Source organism: Ideonella sp. FW305-24, from assembly GCF_058788035.1.
Map to the genome: position 1 here is coordinate 677075 of NZ_JBYTAI010000002.1, position 17832 is coordinate 694906.

Sequence of the window (17832 nt, forward strand, 5' to 3'; positions counted from 1 at the left end):
CACCAGGAGAGACTTGCATGAATGCCCCCGCCCCCGCCAATACGCTGAACCCCGAAAAGTCCAAGGCCCTGCAAGCGGCCCTCTCGCAAATCGAGAAGCAGTTTGGCAAGGGTTCGATCATGCGCCTGGGCGATGGCGAAAAGATCGAGGACATCCAGGTCGTCTCCACCGGCTCGCTGGGCCTGGACGTGGCGCTGGGCGTCGGCGGCCTGCCGCGCGGCCGCGTGGTCGAGATCTACGGCCCTGAGTCCTCGGGCAAGACCACGCTGACGCTGCAGGTCGTGGCCGAAATGCAGAAGCTCGGCGGCGTGGCCGCCTTCATCGACGCCGAACACGCGCTGGACATCCAGTACGCGCAAAAGCTCGGCGTGAACCTGCAGGAACTGCTGATCAGCCAGCCCGACACCGGCGAGCAGGCGCTTGAGATCGTCGATTCGCTGTGCCGCTCCGGCGCGGTCGACCTGATCATCGTCGACTCGGTCGCCGCACTGACGCCCAAGGCCGAACTCGAAGGCGAAATGGGCGACTCCTTGCCCGGCCTGCAGGCCCGGCTGATGAGCCAGGCGCTGCGCAAGCTGACCGCGACGATCAAGAAGTCCAACTGCATGGTGATCTTCATCAACCAGATCCGCATGAAGATCGGCGTGATGTTCGGCAGCCCGGAAACCACCACCGGTGGCAATGCGCTGAAGTTCTACGCCTCGGTGCGACTGGACATCCGCCGCATCGGCTCGATCAAGAAGGGCGAAGAGGTCATCGGCAACGAGACCCGCGTCAAGGTCGTCAAGAACAAGGTCGCTCCGCCGTTCAAGGAAGCCGAGTTCGACATTCTTTACGGCGAAGGCACCAGCCGCGAAGGCGAGATCATCGACCTGGGCGTGCAGGCCAAGATCGTCGACAAGTCCGGTGCCTGGTATTCGTACAACGGCGAAAAGATCGGCCAGGGCAAGGACAACTCGCGCGAATTCCTGCGTGAAAACGCCGACCTGGCGCGCGAGATCGAAAACAAGGTGCGCGCTGCACTGGGCGTGCCGCTGCTGAACGCGGCGGCGGGCACTGCGGCAGCATGAACCGCGGCCAGCAGCCGGCTTGAGCCGCCGCTGGCACTTGGCGGTGGCGCCAGCCATCGCCCAGGCGTCATCTCCTGGCGCCTTCTGCCCGTCCCGCCGTGAAGACCGCTCCTCCCAGCCTGAAGGCCCAGGCGCTGGCACTGCTGGCGCGGCGCGAACACAGCCGTGCCGAGCTGCGCACCAAGCTGCTGGCCCATGGCCGCAAGCGCCTTGCCTGGCTGGCCGAAGACCAGCGCCGCGCGGCCGAGCGCGCCGCCGGCCTGGATTTCGCCACCGCCTTTGGCCTCGATCCGGCCGCATCCAGCTCATCGGCCGGGCCGGATGACGATGGGGATGCCGGCATGCACGAACTGGCGCAGGAAAACCTGGGCGCAGAGGTCGACGAAGTGCTGGACTGGCTGGAAGCGCAGCGCTATCAAAGCGACGCCCGCTTCATCGAGAGCCGCGTCAACGCCCGCGCCGGCAAGCTGGGCCAGATGCGCATCAAGCAGGAACTGGCGCAGCATGGTGTGGCGCTGGATGCCGAAACCGCGCTGCAGCTGCGACAGACCGAGCTGGCACGCGCCCGCGAGGTGTGGCGCCGACGCTTTGGTGACACCCCTGCAAGCGAAGCTGCCGAAAGGGCCAGGCAGATGCGTTTCCTCGCCGCGCGCGGCTTTGCTGGGGACGTGGTGCGGCGGGTTGTGGGCGACAGGGAAGACGACTGACTCGCACTGCTCGCGGGCATCCAGGTGATGCCCGAAACCAGGTACATGCGGGTTACACGCTGCTCGTGAGGACTGGCCTCGCGCCGGCAAGTCATCAGGTCACTTGAGGGAACGGGCATGCTGCGATGCAGCAAGGGTGTAAAATCTTTGGTTGTCTGGCCCGGTTCGGGGCAGCTGTCCCCATGCCTTTGCCCGCTGCATCCCCCACCCGCCAGCTGAAGCACCACCGTGCGATCAGCGTGACCGTGTTCGCTCGCGACGACGGGCTGTGGGAAGTCGACGCCCGCATTACGGACATCAAGACCCACCCGATCAGCACCGCCAACGGGGTGCGCCCGGCTGGCGAGCCGGTGCACGACCTGCTGCTGCGGCTGGTCGTCGACACCCGCTTCAACATCCTCGAAGCGGGCGCAGAATCCCGCGCCACGCCCTATCCGGGCCATTGCAACCAGCACGGCGACGCCTACGGCAGGCTGGCCGGGCTGAACCTGATGCAAGGCTTCAAGCGCGCGCTGCGCGAACGCGTGGGCGGCGTTCGCGGCTGCACCCACCTGACCGAAATGGGCGACCTGCTGCCCACCGCTGTCGTCCAGGCTTTTGCCGGCGAGGTGCTGGACACCCACGGCCAGGGCGACGAACCCCCTTTCCAGCTCGACCGCTGCCACGCCCTCGTCACCGATGGCGAGGTGGTCAGGCTGCACTATCCCCGCTGGTTCCGTCAGGCCGCCGCCGACGAAACTGCCGCAAAATTGCGCGCCGGTCCCGCTGGCAGCATTTCCCGCTGAGCCGGCACTGCCGCTGCTCCTTCCCCGTTTTCGCACTCACGCAAAGACCCTCCCATGAAGATTCACGAGTACCAAGGCAAGGAAATCCTGCGCCAGTTCGGTGTGCCGGTGCCCAAGGGCATCCCGGCCTTCAACGTGCAAGAGGCGGTGGAAGCCGCCCAGAAGCTGGGCGGGCCGGTCTGGGTCGTGAAGGCCCAGATCCACGCTGGCGGCCGCGGCAAGGGCGGCGGCGTGAAGCTCGCGCGCACGATGGACGACGTCAAGGCCATCTCCGAGCAGATCCTCGGCATGCAGCTGGTCACGCACCAGACCGGCCCGGAAGGCCAGAAGGTGCGCCGCCTCTACATCGAAGAAGGCGCCGACATCAAGAATGAACTCTACGTCTCGCTGGTCACCGACCGCGGCACGCAGAAGGTCGCCTTCATCGCTTCGAGCGAAGGCGGCATGGACATCGAGGAAGTTGCGCACTCGACCCCCGAGAAGATCGTCACCGAGATGATCGACCCGCTGGTGGGCCTGACGGCCGAGCAGAGCAGGAAGATTGCCGCAGCCATCGGCCTGACCGGCGCCTCGGTGGACCAGGCCGTGGACCTGTTCGCCAAGCTCTACAAGTGCTACATGGACACCGACGCGTCGCTGGTGGAAATCAACCCGCTGAACTGCGACTCCAAGGGCAACCTGATCGCGCTGGACGCCAAGTTCAACTTCGACGCCAACGCGCTGTTCCGTCACCCGGAAATCGTCGCCTACCGCGACCTGGACGAAGAAGATCCGGCCGAAGTCGAAGCCTCGAAGTTCGACCTGGCCTACATCAGCCTGGACGGCAACATCGGCTGCCTGGTGAACGGCGCCGGCCTAGCGATGGCCACCATGGACACCATCAAGCTGTTCGGCGGCGAGCCGGCCAACTTCCTGGACGTGGGTGGCGGCGCCACTGCCGAGAAGGTCACTGAAGCCTTCAAGATCATGCTGAAGAACCCGGAAGTCAAGGGCATCCTGGTCAACATCTTCGGCGGCATCATGAAGTGCGACACCATCGCCACCGGCGTGATCACGGCCTGCAAGGCGGTGAACCTGTCGGTGCCGCTGGTGGTGCGCATGAAGGGCACCAACGAAGACCTGGGCAAGAAGATGCTGGCCGAAAGCGGCCTGCCCATCATCGCGGCCGACACGATGGCCGAAGCGGCCACCAAGATCGTCGCCGCCGTCGCCTGACTCCCATCCACACCATCGCACCACGCCCGAGCGCCGGGCCGCCCCAAGCCGGGCGTGATCCCCTCGGGGGATCGGGTGCGGTACACCGCATACGAGGGGCACCATGTCCATTTACATCAACAAAGACACCAAGGTCATCACGCAGGGCATCACCGGCAAGACTGGCCAGTTCCACACCCTGGGCTGCCAGGCTTACGCGAATGGCAAGAACGCCTTCGTGGCCGGCGTGAACCCGAAGAAGGCCGGCGAGAAGTTCTCCGACATTCCCATCTACGGCAGCGTCAAGGAAGCCGCCGGCCAGACCGGCGCGACCGTGTCGGTGATCTACGTGCCGCCGGCTGGCGCCGCGGCCGCGATCTGGGAAGCCGTCGAGGCCGACCTGGACCTGGCGATCTGCATCACCGAAGGCATTCCCGTGAAGGACATGCTGGAAGTGCGCAACAAGATGAAGGCCAAGGAAGCCGCTGGTGGCAAGAAGACGCTGCTGCTGGGCCCGAACTGCCCCGGCCTGATCACGCCGGAAGAAATCAAGATCGGCATCATGCCCGGCCACATCCACCGCAAGGGCCGCATCGGCGTGGTCTCGCGCTCGGGCACGCTGACCTATGAAGCCGTGGCACAGCTGACCGAAATCGGCCTGGGCCAGTCCAGCGCCGTCGGCATCGGTGGCGACCCGATCAACGGCCTGAAGCACATCGACGTGATGCAGGCCTTCAATGACGACCCGGACACCGACGCCGTCATCATGATCGGCGAGATCGGCGGCCCGGACGAGGCGGAAGCCGCCCGTTGGTGCAAGCTGAACATGAAGAAGCCCATCGTCGGCTTCATCGCTGGCGTGACCGCGCCTCCCGGCAAGCGCATGGGCCATGCCGGCGCGCTGATCTCCGGCGGCGCAGACACGGCCGATGCCAAGCTGGCCATCATGGAAGAGTGTGGCTTCACCATCACCCGCAACCCGTCGGAAATGGCCAAGCTGCTGAAAGCCATGCTGTAAGGTCGGCGCCGACAGCCTAGGGATGTCCGTAATACCACGGACAGCCACCTGACAGGCTTGCCTAGAATCCAGGGATCGATCGCAAGGTCGATGCCCTGCGCATGGGCCTGATGCAGATGCATCAGGCCTTTTTCATTCGGCCATCATTGGGCCGGGGCCACCGCCACCCACAACATCATTCTTCGGGAGATCCCACGCCATGGACATCACTTCGGCCGCCTTCTGGGCCGCCCTCGGCTCCATCATCCTTGCGAACGTGCTGCTTTCGGGCGACAACGCAGTGGTGATCGCCATGGCTGCCCGCGCCCTGCCGGCCAACCAGCAGAAGAAGGCCATCTTCTACGGCAGCGCCGCCGCCATCGTGATGCGGATCGTGCTGACCCTGCTGGCCGTCAAGCTGCTGGCCATGCCTTACCTGAAACTGGTGGGCGGTGTGGCGCTGGTCTACATCGGCACCTCGCTGCTGCTGGAGAACGACGATGAGGACGACGCACACGGCACCGGCCACACCAGCCTGATGACGGCCATCCGCACCATCCTCGTGGCCGATCTGGTGATGAGCCTGGACAATGTGCTGGCCGTGGCCGCCGCCGCGCACAACAACACGCTGCTGCTGATCCTGGGCCTGGGCATCAGCATCCCGCTGATCATCTTCGGCTCGACGATGCTGCTGAAGGTCATGGACCGCTTCCCCATCATCATCACGCTGGGCGCCGCACTGCTGGGCTACCTGGCCGGTGAAATGGCCTTGACCGACCCGGGCGTGGTCTCACTGATCGGCCCGCAGCCGGAAATCGTGCCCGAGATCGCCGGGGCCATCGGTGCCGTGTTCGTCGTCGCGCTGGGCCACTTCCTGAAGCAGCGCGCGCACCGCGCGGCGCAGGCCAAAGCCAGCTGAAACAAGGCCGCTACAAGGCCGCTTTTCCGCTGACAAACCCCGCCACCCGGCGGGGTTTTCCTTTGGTGTCCCGCATAATGGCGGCCTGAAGGGGAGTAGCTCCCATCGGCAGGTCGTCAATACGGGGTCGCAAGCCCCCGGTCTGTCGGACAAGCTGGCCGCAACAGCCGCTTGTCGAGCAAGACCTTCGACACGCCCGCGCGACACGCGTCGGGAGTTCGAAGGCATCCCCGTCCGGTTGATCCGGCGCGTCTTTGGCTCTCGCCCGATCACAGGGTGTGTCGTACCCACCGACAACCTGGAGCACACACATGGAATTCCTGTCCGCCCAATGGTTCTCAGCGCTGCTGGCCATTGTCCTGATCGACCTCGTCCTGGCCGGCGACAACGCGATCGTCATTGCCCTGGCCGCCCGCGGCCTGCCCAAGCACCTGCAGGGCAAGGCCATCCTGTGGGGCACCGTGGGCGCCATCGTCGTGCGCTCGCTGATGACGGTGGTCGTGGTCTGGCTGCTGAAGATCCCCGGCCTGATGCTGGCCGGTGGCCTGGGCCTGGTCTGGATTGCCTACCAGTTGCTGGCCTCCAACGACGAAGGTGGTCATGAAGGCGGGGGCGCCACCACCTTCTGGGGCGCGATGAAGACCATCGTCGTCGCTGACGCACTGATGGGCATCGACAACGTGCTGGGCGTGGCCGGCGCGGCGCATGGCGCCTTCGACCTGGTCATCATCGGCCTGCTGATCAGCGTGCCCATCGTGGTCTGGGGCAGCAGCCTGGTGCTGAAGCTGGTGGACCGTTTCCCCGCCATCACCTACATCGGCGCCGGCGTGCTGGCCTTCACTGCCGCCAAGATGGTGATCGACGAGCCGCTGCTGGACGCGGTATTCGATGCCTCGCTGCCCACCCGCTTGCTGACCTATGCGGTGGTGGTCGTCGGCGTGCTGGCTGCGGGCTGGTGGCGCAAGCGCCGCGCCAACACCAACGCGGCCCAGCCCGGCGTGGCTCACTGAGCGCCGCACCGCATCCACCCGTGGAGGTATGCCACCCCGCGGGTGGGCGAGTCCCAGGACCTGACGGGGCTGCCGCTGTGCTAAGGTCAGCCAGCCCCAATTCACCCAAGGGAAACGCCAACGATGGCAACCGCCCAACCGGGCTTCTGGCAGCAGCTGTTCCGCCGCAACCAAGGCGCCAGGCAGCAAGCCTGGCCCGCCACCAGCCAGCCGCCGCCCAGCGAACCGGCCACATCCGCGGCATTGCCGGCAGCGCCAGCGCCGCCGCTGGGCAAACTGGCCGGCTACACGCTGCAGCGGGTGCTGGTGCAGGGCCCCCAAGGTGCGCTCTACCTGGCAGACGCGCCGCGCACCGGCGAGCCCGTCGCGCTGAAGACGGTGAGGCTGCAAGGCAGCGAACACACCCGTGAGCGCTTTCTGCACGAAGCCGAAACGGCAGCCCGCCTGCAGCATCCGCACATCGTGCAGACCTTCGCATCGGGCGTCGTCAGCCAGTCGCACGAAGCGCATGGCTGGATCGCGATGGAATGGGTGCCAGGCGGCGACCTGATCCGTTACACCACACCCGGGCAACTGCTGCCGGAAGGCTTGGTGCTGCAGATCGGCGCGGCCATGGCAGAGGCACTGGCCCATGCGCACCTGCAAGGCGTGGTGCACCGCGACCTGAAGCCGGCCAACGTGATGTTCAACCCGGCCAACGGCATGCTGAAGCTGGGCGACTTCGGCTGCGCCCGCCTCAGCGACGCCGAGCGCAGCCGCAGCGGGCTGATCGTCGGCACGCCCGGCTACATGGCGCCCGAGCAACTCAGCGGCCTGCCGCTGGACGGGCGCTGCGACCTGTACGCGCTCGGCGTGCTGCTGTTCGAGCTGCTGACCGGCCGGCTGCCGTTTGCCCATGCCTCGATGGGCCAGTTGCTGGTGGCGATTGCCACCGAGCCGGCCCCGCGGCTGGATGCCTTGCGCCCCGAGTTGCCGCCGCTGCTGGCCGACGTGATCGCCCGGCTGCTGTCCAAGCACGCCAGCCAGCGCCATGTGGACGGCACGCAACTCGCGCGTGAACTTCGTCTCCTGGTGCCAAGCTGCACGGTGCTGCCCGAAACCCGCACCAAAGCCCATGACGCTTGAGCGCACAATGCCTGCCCGGCATCACTTCACATTTCAGGATTCCTGCCTGTGCCCCTGAGCCTCGACTACAGCAGCGCGCTCGACACCGGCCGCGCTCGCCACAACAACGAAGACGCCGTGCTGGTCGACCCCGGCCTGTCGCTGTGCCTGCTGGCCGACGGCATGGGCGGCTACAACGCCGGCGAGGTCGCCAGCGAGATGGCGGTACGCACCATGCGCGACCACCTGGTCGAATGGGCCGCGCAACAACCTGACCAGTCCACCCCGCCCACCAGCCCCGCCGTGCAGGCCGCGCTGGCCGCTGCCGCACAACATGCCAACCGCGCCGTCTTCACCGCAGCGCAAACCGTGCCGGAGTACAACGGCATGGGCACCACGCTGGTGGGCGCCTTGTTCGGCGGCCATCAGGTCTGGATCGGCCACCTCGGTGACTCGCGCGCCTACCGCTGGCGCGCCGGCCGGCTGGACCAGCTCAGCCGTGACCACTCGCTGCTGCAGGAACAGATCGACGCCGGCCTGCTGACGGCCGAGGAAGCCCAGTTCGCCGCGCACCGCAATCTGGTGACACGCGCAGTCGGCGTGGAGCCCGAGGTGATGCTGGAAGTGCACGAACACGCCTTGTTACCGGGAGATGTCATCTTGCTGTGTTCTGACGGACTGTCCGATATGCTGCCGGATTCCGGCATCGCGCAAGTGCTGCGCCAGCACGACAGCGACCTGGACAGCACCGCCCATGCCTTGGTGGATGCCGCCAACGCGGCGGGCGGAAGGGATAACATCTCCGTGATTCTGGCCAGGACAAAAGGAAGCCAGAACGCGTCAGCCCGGGCCTGGTGGCCTTTCCGGCGCTGACCTGGCAGGGGTGTAGAGGAGCCGTCCGCACGCGGACAACTGAGGGATTTCATGGGCAAGCTGGTCGTATCACTCGACAACGTGGTTCTCAAGGAAGTGCAGATCCAGAAGGAGCGCACGACCCTGGGCCGGCGTCCGTACAACGACATCGTGATCGACAACCTTGCCGTCAGCGGCGAGCACGCCGTGCTGCTGGCCGTCGGTGAAGACGTCTTCCTGGAAGACCTCAACAGCACCAACGGGACCTACATCAACGGCAAGGCGGTCAAGAAACAGTTGCTCTCGCACAACGACTCGATCGAGATCGGCAAGTACCGCCTGAAGTACCTGACCGACGAAGTGCCGGACTACGAAAAGACCATGATCCTGCGGCCCGGCACCTTCACGCCGCACCTGCCGCCCATGCCTGCCGTGCAGACCCTGCCCGCCTCGGTCAAGGTGCTGAACGGTGGCGCCGCCGGCCGCGAAGTGCTGCTGTCCAAGGCAGTCACCACCGTCGGCAAGCCCGGCACCCAGGTCGCCTCGATCGCCAAGCGGCCCACCGGCTACGTGCTGGCCCACGTCGAAGGCGACGCCCGCCCCAGCATCAACGGCGCACCGCTGGGCGACGGCGTGATGGCGCTGAAAAACGGCGACATCATCGAGCTGGCCGGCACGCAGATGCAGTTCATCCAGGGCTGACCGAGCCCGCACGAGCACGCCATGCGCTTGCGCGGCCTCGCGTGGTGGGCCGGCGGCGCACTGGCTCTGCTGGGCGCCTGGCATGCCGCCGTGAAACCGTTGCCGCCGCTGGCACGGCTGGAAACCGCGGCAGACGACTGGCGCCAGGACCTGCTCGCGCCCGCCCATGCCGCCGGTCCGCATCCCGACATCCTCATCGTCGACATCGACGAAGCCAGCCTGCAGGCCGTCGGCCACTGGCCCTGGCCACGCGAGCGCATTGCCGCGCTGAGCCGCGAGCTGCTGCAGCGCCAGCAGGTCGCCGCGCTGGCCTTCGACTTCGTCTTCCCCGAGGCGGCCGAGGGTGACGACACGCTGGCCGCCGCCTGGCGCGGCCAACCCGTGGTCGCCGGCTTCTACCTGCAAGCCACCGGCGCCAACTACCGCGCCGGCCAGCTGCCCGCCGCACTGGCGAGCACGAACACAGTCCCGCAAGGCTGGCCGCTGTGGACCGGCTACGCCGCCAGCCTGCCGGCACTGGCCCAGGCCGCGCCGCACGCCGGCTTCTTCAACGTGCTGCCAGACGCTGACGGCCTGGTGCGCAGCGTGCCGGCCGCGGCCGTCGTGCAAGGGCAGCTCCAGCCTTCGCTGGCGCTGGCCACGCTGCAACTGGTGACCGGCAGCCCGGCGGCCGCGGCAGGCGTGTCCGCCGAGTGGCTGCCCGCCACAAGTGCCCAGCCTCGCGCCGCCGTGGCCGCGCTGCGGGTGTCCCCGCCTGGCCAGGCCGCGCGCCGCTTGCCGGTCGACGAACACGGCAACTGGCGCGTGCCGTTCCGCGGCCCGGCCGGCGTGCAGGGTGGCAGCTTTCGCTACCTCGGCGCCGCCACCGTGCTGGCTGGCGAGCTGCCGGCCGCCAGCCTGGCCGGGCGCATCGTGTTGCTGGGCAGCTCGGCGCCCGGACTGGCCGACCTGCGGCCCACGCCGGCCGGGCCCGCGACACCCGGTGTGGAAGTGCACGCCCACCTGCTTGCAGGCCTGCTGGACGGCGCCTTGCCCTACCGCCCCGCCTGGGCACCCGGTTACGAGGTCTGCCTGATAGCCCTCAGCCTGCTGCTCTGCGGTTTGGCGGCCCGGCTCAAGGCTGCACCGCTGGCGCTGGCCAGCGTGGCCGCCGTGATGGCCCTGCAGCTGGCGGCCAATGCCGCTCTGTATGCCGGCGCGGCACTCGTGCTGCCGGTCGCCAGCGCGCTGCTGCTGGGCGGCCTGCTGTCCCTGCTGCTGGTCGGCCGGAACTACCTGGGCGAATGGCGCAACCGCCGCTCGCTGCTGCGACTGTTCGACCAGTACCTGCCGCCCGAACGCGCCCGTGCGCTGGCGCTTGAACTCGCGCGTGACCCGGCGCAGCAGCAAACGCTGCAAGCCGAGAACCGCGAGCTGACGCTGCTGTTCTGCGACCTGCAAGGCTTCACCGCGCTGTCGGAGCAACTGCCCCCGCTGGCCTTGCGCGACCTGTTGAACCACTACTTCTCCACCGTGACCCAGGTCGTGCACGCCCACGGCGGCACGCTGGACAAGTTCATTGGCGACGCGGTGATGGCCTTCTGGGGCGCGCCACAAGCCCAGCCCGACCATGCACAACGCGCCGTGGCTGCGGCCTGGGACCTGCGCCAGGCCGCAGAACCGCTGAACCAGCGGCTGCGCGACCAAGGTTTGCCTGCCGTCCGCTTTGGCATCGGCCTGGCCAGCGGCGTGGTCTGCGTGGGCGACCTGGGCTCGGCGCTGCGGCGCAGCTACACGGCAGTCGGCGACGCCGTGAACCTCGCCGCCCGCCTCGAAGCGCTGACGCGTGAACTCGGCGCACCGCTGCTGGTCGCAAGCAGCACACAAGCCGCTTGCGGCCCCGCACCCGCCGGCGCGGCGTGGCTTGAGGTCGATCAAACCCAGGTCCGGGGCCGCCAGCAAAGCGTGACGGTTTTCACGCTCGCTGGCACCGCCAGTCCGCCCACGCCCGCGCAAGCGCTTCAACTGCAAACTTGGGCGCTTGCGCAAGCAGCCGTCCGCACCCACCATGCTGCCCAAGCTCTGGCCCTGCTGGCCGACCTCACTGCCTTGCGCGCCGCTGACACTCCCACCCCCCTGGCTTCCCCCGCCCCCACGGCGCTGAACACCGTGCTGGCCGCGCTCTGCGCGTCGCTCGAAACCCGGCTTCGCGCCAGCGTGGACGAGCCGCCAGCGTCCGCATCGGCGACATGAGCGCCCCCGCACGGTCGCCCGAAGGCGGCGCTCAGTCCCTCCCGGAGGGACACCGCGAAGCGGAGGCTGCAACAGCCCGCGTTCGCGTCCTCGGCTGCTCCGGCTCCATCGCCCGGGGTTGCCGCACCACCGCCTTCCTGCTGGATGACGACGTGTTGATCGACGCCGGCACCGGCGTTGGTGACCTGACGCTGGACGAACTCACCCGCATCGACCACATCCTGCTCAGCCACTCGCACCTGGACCACGTGCTGGGCGTGCCGCTGCTGGCCGACACCGTGATGCGCCGCCGCGCCGGCCGCCCGCCCATCCAGCTGCACGCGCTGCCGGAAACCCTGGCCGTGCTGCGCCAGCACGTCTTCAACAACCTGCTCTGGCCGGACTTCACCCGCCTGCCCAGCACCGAAAGCCCGGTGCTGGTGCTGCAGCCGTTGCAGGTCGGCCAGGTCCTGACGCTGGGCGCCAAGGCCCGCCAGATCGAAGTGCTGCCGGCCCGCCACAGCGTGCCCGCGGTCGGCTACGCCGTTGCCACCCGACACGGCGGCCCGCTGTGGGTCTACACCGGTGACACCGGCCCGAACCCTGCGCTGTGGGAAGCCCTGCGCGGCAGACAGATGAGCCACCTGGTGATCGAGATCGCCTTCCCGGAACGCGACCGCGCCATCGCCGCCGACGCGCTGCACCACTGCCCGTCCACGCTGGCCGCCGAACTGCAACACGTCCCGGCCGGCCTGCAGGTCATGCTCACCCACATCAAGCCCGGCGAAACAGAAGCCGTGCTCGCCGACTTGGCCAACCGGCTGCCCGGCATGTGCCTGCAGACCCTGCAGGCCGGCCAGACCATCGCACTGGCCTGACCTGACGCGACCAGGCACGGCACCCTGACACTTTTGGTCACCCACACCCGCCGCGAAAGCGGAACCAGTGCCGGCAGGTGACCCGAATCGTCAGAAGAGCAGGCTGAAAACCGGCCAAACAAGCTGGCACGCCGCTCGCATAAGACTGAATGCAAAACACCTCCGGCACCTTCCCGCCGGTCACATCCGTCAGTCAGTTTCCAGACCTCTCAGGAGTCAACCCATGAAGCGCGTTCAACAAGGTTTCACCCTCATCGAATTGATGATCGTCGTGGCGATCATCGGCATCCTGGCCGCCATCGCGCTGCCGGCTTATCAAGATTACACCGTGCGTGCACGCGTGTCGGAAGGCGTGGTTATGGCGAGCGGCGCCAAGCCCACAGTTTCCGAAAATCTGGCTGCTGGCAAGACGGGCACGGACGCCTGCGCCGGCGTGACTGAAGGCACAACTGGCAAGACGACGCTGTCGTGCGGCTCCGGTGGCGTGATGACTGCGGTGGTGGCTTCTGGCACCTCGGCGGGCAATGTGACCATCAAACTCGCACCCACAGCTGGTTCCGCTGGCGTTGTTTGGAAGTGCTCTGCTGACTCGGCCCAATTTAAGTACGTGCCGTCGGAATGCCGTAACGCGAGCTGATGTCTGACCGGATGCTCCGCATCCGATAGCTAGATCAAGGCCCTCGCGAGCTCACGCGAGGGCCTTTGGCATTCTCCCGCCCGGATTTGCTTTCCTGCACCACATGACGCTCGATCTTCGCCGCTGGTCACGCGAACTTTTGCTCCTCTTGGGTAGTGGTGCAGCATATTTTTCCCCATTCATCCCATACCTGTACACGTCGCAGGAGATGGATGCTCGCGCAACTGAGGCGGTGCGGCAGACACTTGCGATCCCCGCACTGCAGTGGGCAATCGCTCAAAATGCGCTGACCCACCTGATTTTGTTTACCCTCTGGTATGCCACGTTGACGTTGCTGGGCAACGTAACCGCCAAGTGCCTCAAGCAGCGGCCATTGCTGCCCAGGCTTTCCATTCTGATCCTGGGTTGGATTTTTCTTGTTGCAAGCAATGCCGTGTGGTTCCCGAACTCTGACTATTCGATGGCTTACAGCGCAATTGCCAACATGCCAGTGGCCACAGTCAGCGGCAGTCTTCTGTTCACCTGCGCAGCGTTAGGCACCTGGCGCAATCAAACCCGCCTCCGTCGACCAATTGTGTGGGGAGGCGCGCTGGCCTCCTGTGTTGCAATTTCTGTGGCTGCGATGTTGCCCGCGTGGCACAGCACCGCAAGGGCCAAGGGCGCGCAAAGAAACATCATCTTGGTGGGAATCGACTCGCTCTCAGCCGCGGTGCTGGCTAGCGAGCAGGACAGATTCCCTCATCTGCGCGATTTGATGCAGCATGCCACGCGTTATGACAGAGCCTATACATTGCTGGGCCGCACTTACCCAGCCTGGGAAACCATCCTCAGTGGTCAAACCCCAGCCGAGCATGGCGCCATTTTTAACCTGCGCAGCCTGTCCCATGTGAAAACTCAAGGATTAGTAACCCAACATCTGCAAGCGCTAGGCTACCGAACGGTGTTCGCCATAGACGAGCGACGTTTCAACAACATGGATGAGCGCTTCGGGTTCAATGCAGTCGTCGGCCCCAAGGTTGGGGCCTTGGACTTTGCCATCCAGCAATTCAATGATTCTCCGCTCACGAACCTGTTGCTGCAAACCCCGCTGGGCGAATGGGCCCTGCCGTTTTCATATTTGAATGTCGCCTCCTACAACAACTACGACGCGAGCGGCTTCGTTGAGCATGCGGTGAAAGAGACCCAAGGCGCGGACAAGCTATTCCTGGCCATTCACTTCCTCTCTGGCCACTACCCCTTCATTTCTCGCCATACGTCCGTGCAGGTGCCCGATGCAAATCGCTTCCGGGCTCATCATGTTGAAGCAGTAATCGCTGTCGATGGGCAGATCGGTCAGTTGATGGATGGGCTTCGTCAATCGGGCCAGCTAGACGACGCTCTCGTGGTGGTGCTCTCGGATCATGGCGAGGGCCTCGGCGACATCGAAGCACACACGCAGATGAATGGCCGCGATTTTTCGGTGAGCGGCTATGGTCATGGCGCAGACGTTCTCAGTGACCATCAGAGTCGTATCGTGCTTGGAACCATTCAATTCAAGGACGGCCATCCCGTGAGCGCTCCTGCCCTGCGACACGAACAGGTGTCACTCATGGACTTGCGCGCCGCCATTGAGGGATTTGCTGCAAATGGCCGTATCGATCTGCAACCCGCCCAGGCCTGCATTCCCGTGGAAACAGGCATTCGATTTTCGAACGCGGCAAACTATGCAACGCTAGATCCAAAAAAGCTCGCAGCACAAGGACTCAACTACTATGAAACGGACGCGCATGGGCGCATGCAACTACGTGAAGATCGCTTGCATGAGCTCGTGGCCACCAAGGATGTGGGTTGGCGCTGCAAGGATAGGTTGACTTTTTTCAGAAAGGCCGATGGGAAATTTCACGCCTATCGGCTCGAAAATGACGGCCAGGATCCTATAGAAATACCCCCAGCTGCCGCGGACATCGAAAAGATCAAGGCCTATCAGCAAAGGTTGATGCTTGTTGCGGGTGGCTCAGCCGAATGATGTGCTCGCGAATTTCCCCATGCAATACCTGACAGCGGAAGCAGTGCAAGAAGTCGCCAGGAACCTGTTTCGCCGCTGGGGGGCTGCGTCAGGCTTCTCATTGCTGTTCTACTTCAGCATTCTGGCCTACCAGCCACCCTCAATCGAATACAACGGCATCGTGGCCAGCCACGTGTTCGTTGCCACAAGCCTGTTGTTACTCTGCTTCTCTGCCTCCTTGCTAATTTCCATCACTTTGGCCCCGAGCCCGACGCGTGCTTGGGCCAGGGTCCCCGTTTACCTGGCGGTAGCGTTGCTGGGCTTTGCGATCTACCTTGACGCACAGCGCGTACCAGTCACCCATAAGGGCGGTTCTAGAAACCGTCCATCGCTGGCCTTGACCGGCTGAGGCTGCGGCAAGATGCTGACATGCTCACGCCGCGCATCAAGCCCTCGGGACATTTCTGAAATGGAAGCCTATCGTGCCCGACTGGCATAGGTCGGCACCAACGCCACGATGGGGTAGATCTCAAACCTTACATTGACAGCAGCCACGGCCGCTTTCCAACTACACCTCCATGCTGCCAGCCTCCTTCACGCGCAACAGCAAGGCCACTGCGCAACGCTGGGCGACGCCCATTCTATTTGGGTTGCTGCTTTATGCCTGCATCGTCAGTTTCGCCTCCCCTTCCACTGCCTACAACCTTGCAACGGCCCAAAGGCTGTTTCCGGCCGTGGCCATCGGGCTGTGGCTCGCCGGGGCAACGGGGGAAAGTTGGCGCCGGCAGCCCAAGGTCACCACCTCGTTGCTGATCCTGATATTAAGCGCAGTCATATCCACCGCGTCGTCTCCGAACCTCTTGGCGGCGTTGGACAGGCTGTATCTCTATCTCGCAACGGGCCTGCTCGGATTTCTGGCCTATATCCTTGGTCGACGAGGAACCCGCGGCGGAGCGACCGAGATATTCACCGTGATAGGTGTCGTACACGTACTGGTGCTGGCCGCCATCGTGGCTTGGATCGTTTCCATGTTGAACGGGCACTACGACGGCCTAACCCGCCTGCCCTACCACTCGCACTTTCGCCACCCTGGTTACCTCGGATTTGTTGCAGCTGCAGGGGGGCTTGGCATCTTCATGACCAGTCGCCGCCTGCGACTCACGGCATTTTTGCTGACGACCTGCGCATTGTTCGAAATCATTGCCCTGGGCACACGAGGTGCGCTGTACGCCTGGCTGGTCTCTGCGGCCTTGGCGCTGTGCATCTACCAAGAGCGCGTTTCGATTTTGGCATTCTGTTTGGCAACAACATGCATTGCGGGGTACGCCAGCTACTATGTGGAATCTCATGGCATCTTGGCCGCCGGCAGCATATTCGCCCGCACGCAGGAGGCGGGAGCCATCGTGATCTACCATACCTCCGGCCGCTGGGAGATGTGGCATGACGCCGTGAGAGGTGTCCTGCAGCGTCCGTTTTGGGGTTACGGACCGGAAGGCTATCTCACCTCAGGCTGCTGCCTGGGGAATGCCTCTTACCCCTCCACTGCGGTGCAGCCCCATTCCTGCATTTTGCTTTGGCTACTGGAATTCGGTATCGCGGGCATCATTTGCGCGGCGAATCTTGCAATACAAATTGTTGGTCAACTGACCGGACATCAGGCCAAATGGCGTTCCTGGTTTTGCCAATCCTCGGAACTTCAGGCTTTGAGTTGCTGTATTGCGGGATTCTTCACTTACGCTCTGGTTGATGGTCTTTTCTACCACGCGATCCCCATGATGCTCTTTGCAGTCTTGGCTGGCAGTTGGTGCGCAAAGATAAAGCAGCTTGCAACCATCGGCTGAAAATGGTTGTTGATTTCCAAAGAAACCGCATAACGTGATCGAATGCCCCCATTTTAGACGCTGTTATCGTTACAGCGCCAGGAATCGGGCGGTGCTGCAGTTTCTTGGGCCATTGGAAGCCCACATCTTCGAGGTCGATCGTTCATTTTCGATACTGAGTCGGCCCTGCAAAATCCATTTCAAGCGCAGCGACAGCAGTCATTTGATTCCTTGAGCCGCAGCGGTCACGTTGCAGACGGGGCATCGAAGCCAGAGCGCGGGTGACGCAGCAGGTTGGCCATGGCCGCCGCATACAGCGCCAGCGCGGTCAGGGCCAACAGAAGACCGCCGAGGCCCAGTCGGGCTATGGCCCGCAGCAGCCAGCGGATGTTGAAGCCCGCCGCGCACAGCACCGCATGCAGCGCGTCGCCCTGCGCGCCCTTGAGCCAGCACCGGTCCATGCGGTGGTCGGTCTTGGTGTGGCCGATCAGCGGCTCGATGGCCTGGCGCCGCTTCAGCCAGGTTCTCTGCTTTGGACTGAGCGACTTGAACTTGCCTCGGTGGATCACCTCCACCGGCGCCAACTCCTTGTCCACACCGCGGTAGCCCAGGTCCACGATGGCGGTGGTGGGCTTGACCCCGATGTCCTGCAGCAGGTTGGTGGTCTGCTCGATCTGCGCGGCCAGCGTGTGGCCGTCGTACGGGTTGCCGGGGAAACTGCGCGCGCCCACCATCAGCCCGTGCTGGTGGGTGACAGCCAGGCTCACCTTCACGCCGAACTCGCAGGGCTGGCGCGCCTTGCCCTTGGAGATGCACTCGGCCTCCGGCGCATGCAGGGCATACAGCTTGTTCTTGTCCTTGGGCCGCTGCCGATGGATGCGCTCGGCGCGCTGCATCCAGGTGTCCAAACTCGCACGGGCCTCGTCGGCCAGGCCGCCCATCTTGCGGCGCACCTCACGCAG

The 17832-nt window shown here is 65.1% G+C and carries 17 protein-coding genes; 16 read left to right on the forward strand and 1 reads right to left on the reverse strand.

Going from position 1 to position 17832, the window contains the following annotated elements:
- Window positions 1–17 precede the first annotated feature (17 nt).
- From recA to AC3WR5_RS08755, 16 genes are all read left to right on the forward strand, one after another.
- The gene (recA, locus tag AC3WR5_RS08680; protein WP_141291147.1) at window positions 18–1070 is read left to right on the forward strand and encodes a recombinase RecA; all 1053 of its coding nucleotides are present in this window, start codon (window positions 18–20) and stop codon (window positions 1068–1070) included.
- Between the two features lie 98 nt (window positions 1071–1168).
- A complete protein-coding gene (locus AC3WR5_RS08685) occupies window positions 1169–1777 on the forward strand; it encodes a regulatory protein RecX (protein WP_310742414.1) in 609 nt (202 codons plus the stop codon).
- Between the two features lie 182 nt (window positions 1778–1959).
- On the forward strand, window positions 1960–2562 hold the full coding sequence (locus AC3WR5_RS08690) for a DUF2889 domain-containing protein (protein ID WP_141288194.1): 603 nt from the start codon (window positions 1960–1962) through the stop codon (window positions 2560–2562).
- 54 nt (window positions 2563–2616) lie between these two features.
- Window positions 2617–3777, forward strand: coding sequence for an ADP-forming succinate--CoA ligase subunit beta (gene sucC, locus AC3WR5_RS08695; RefSeq protein ID WP_141288195.1), 1161 nt, complete (start codon window positions 2617–2619; stop codon window positions 3775–3777).
- A 103-nt stretch (window positions 3778–3880) separates the two neighbouring features.
- Complete coding sequence (gene sucD, locus AC3WR5_RS08700; protein ID WP_141288196.1) at window positions 3881–4774, forward strand: succinate--CoA ligase subunit alpha; 894 nt, start codon at window positions 3881–3883, stop codon at window positions 4772–4774.
- A 199-nt stretch (window positions 4775–4973) separates the two neighbouring features.
- Window positions 4974–5672, forward strand: a complete 699-nt coding sequence (locus AC3WR5_RS08705) for a TerC family protein (protein WP_141288197.1) — start codon at window positions 4974–4976, stop codon at window positions 5670–5672.
- Window positions 5673–5983: 311 nt separating this feature from the next.
- Window positions 5984–6682: a TerC family protein gene (locus tag AC3WR5_RS08710; protein ID WP_141288198.1), complete on the forward strand. Its 699-nt coding sequence runs from the start codon at window positions 5984–5986 to the stop codon at window positions 6680–6682.
- 123 nt (window positions 6683–6805) lie between these two features.
- Entirely contained in the window at window positions 6806–7807 is a 1002-nt protein-coding gene (locus tag AC3WR5_RS08715) for a serine/threonine-protein kinase (RefSeq protein ID WP_492483530.1), read from the forward strand.
- A 48-nt stretch (window positions 7808–7855) separates the two neighbouring features.
- Window positions 7856–8659 (forward strand): Stp1/IreP family PP2C-type Ser/Thr phosphatase, encoded by an 804-nt coding sequence (locus AC3WR5_RS08720; protein WP_492483532.1) that lies wholly within the window; start codon window positions 7856–7858, stop codon window positions 8657–8659.
- Between the two features lie 51 nt (window positions 8660–8710).
- On the forward strand, window positions 8711–9340 hold the full coding sequence (locus tag AC3WR5_RS08725) for an FHA domain-containing protein (protein WP_141288200.1): 630 nt from the start codon (window positions 8711–8713) through the stop codon (window positions 9338–9340).
- A gap of 21 nt (window positions 9341–9361) precedes the next feature.
- The gene (locus AC3WR5_RS08730) at window positions 9362–11572 is read left to right on the forward strand and encodes a CHASE2 domain-containing protein (protein WP_492483534.1); all 2211 of its coding nucleotides are present in this window, start codon (window positions 9362–9364) and stop codon (window positions 11570–11572) included.
- Entirely contained in the window at window positions 11569–12429 is an 861-nt protein-coding gene (locus tag AC3WR5_RS08735) for an MBL fold metallo-hydrolase (protein ID WP_492483536.1), read from the forward strand. Before AC3WR5_RS08730 ends, AC3WR5_RS08735 begins: the two co-directional genes overlap by 4 nt.
- A gap of 223 nt (window positions 12430–12652) precedes the next feature.
- Window positions 12653–13066, forward strand: coding sequence for a pilin (locus tag AC3WR5_RS08740; protein WP_492483538.1), 414 nt, complete (start codon window positions 12653–12655; stop codon window positions 13064–13066).
- A gap of 103 nt (window positions 13067–13169) precedes the next feature.
- Window positions 13170–15071 carry a sulfatase-like hydrolase/transferase gene (locus AC3WR5_RS08745; protein WP_492483540.1) on the forward strand — a complete coding sequence of 634 codons (1902 nt, stop codon included), beginning with the start codon at window positions 13170–13172 and terminating at the stop codon, window positions 15069–15071.
- Window positions 15072–15090: 19 nt separating this feature from the next.
- Entirely contained in the window at window positions 15091–15459 is a 369-nt protein-coding gene (locus tag AC3WR5_RS08750) for a hypothetical protein (protein WP_492483542.1), read from the forward strand.
- A 169-nt stretch (window positions 15460–15628) separates the two neighbouring features.
- The gene (locus tag AC3WR5_RS08755; protein ID WP_492483544.1) at window positions 15629–16891 is read left to right on the forward strand and encodes an O-antigen ligase family protein; all 1263 of its coding nucleotides are present in this window, start codon (window positions 15629–15631) and stop codon (window positions 16889–16891) included.
- 224 nt (window positions 16892–17115) lie between these two features.
- Here the strand turns inward: AC3WR5_RS08755 and AC3WR5_RS08760 are convergent.
- A partial coding sequence (locus AC3WR5_RS08760; RefSeq protein ID WP_492483546.1) for a transposase occupies window positions 17116–17832 on the reverse strand: 717 nt, incomplete at its 5' end.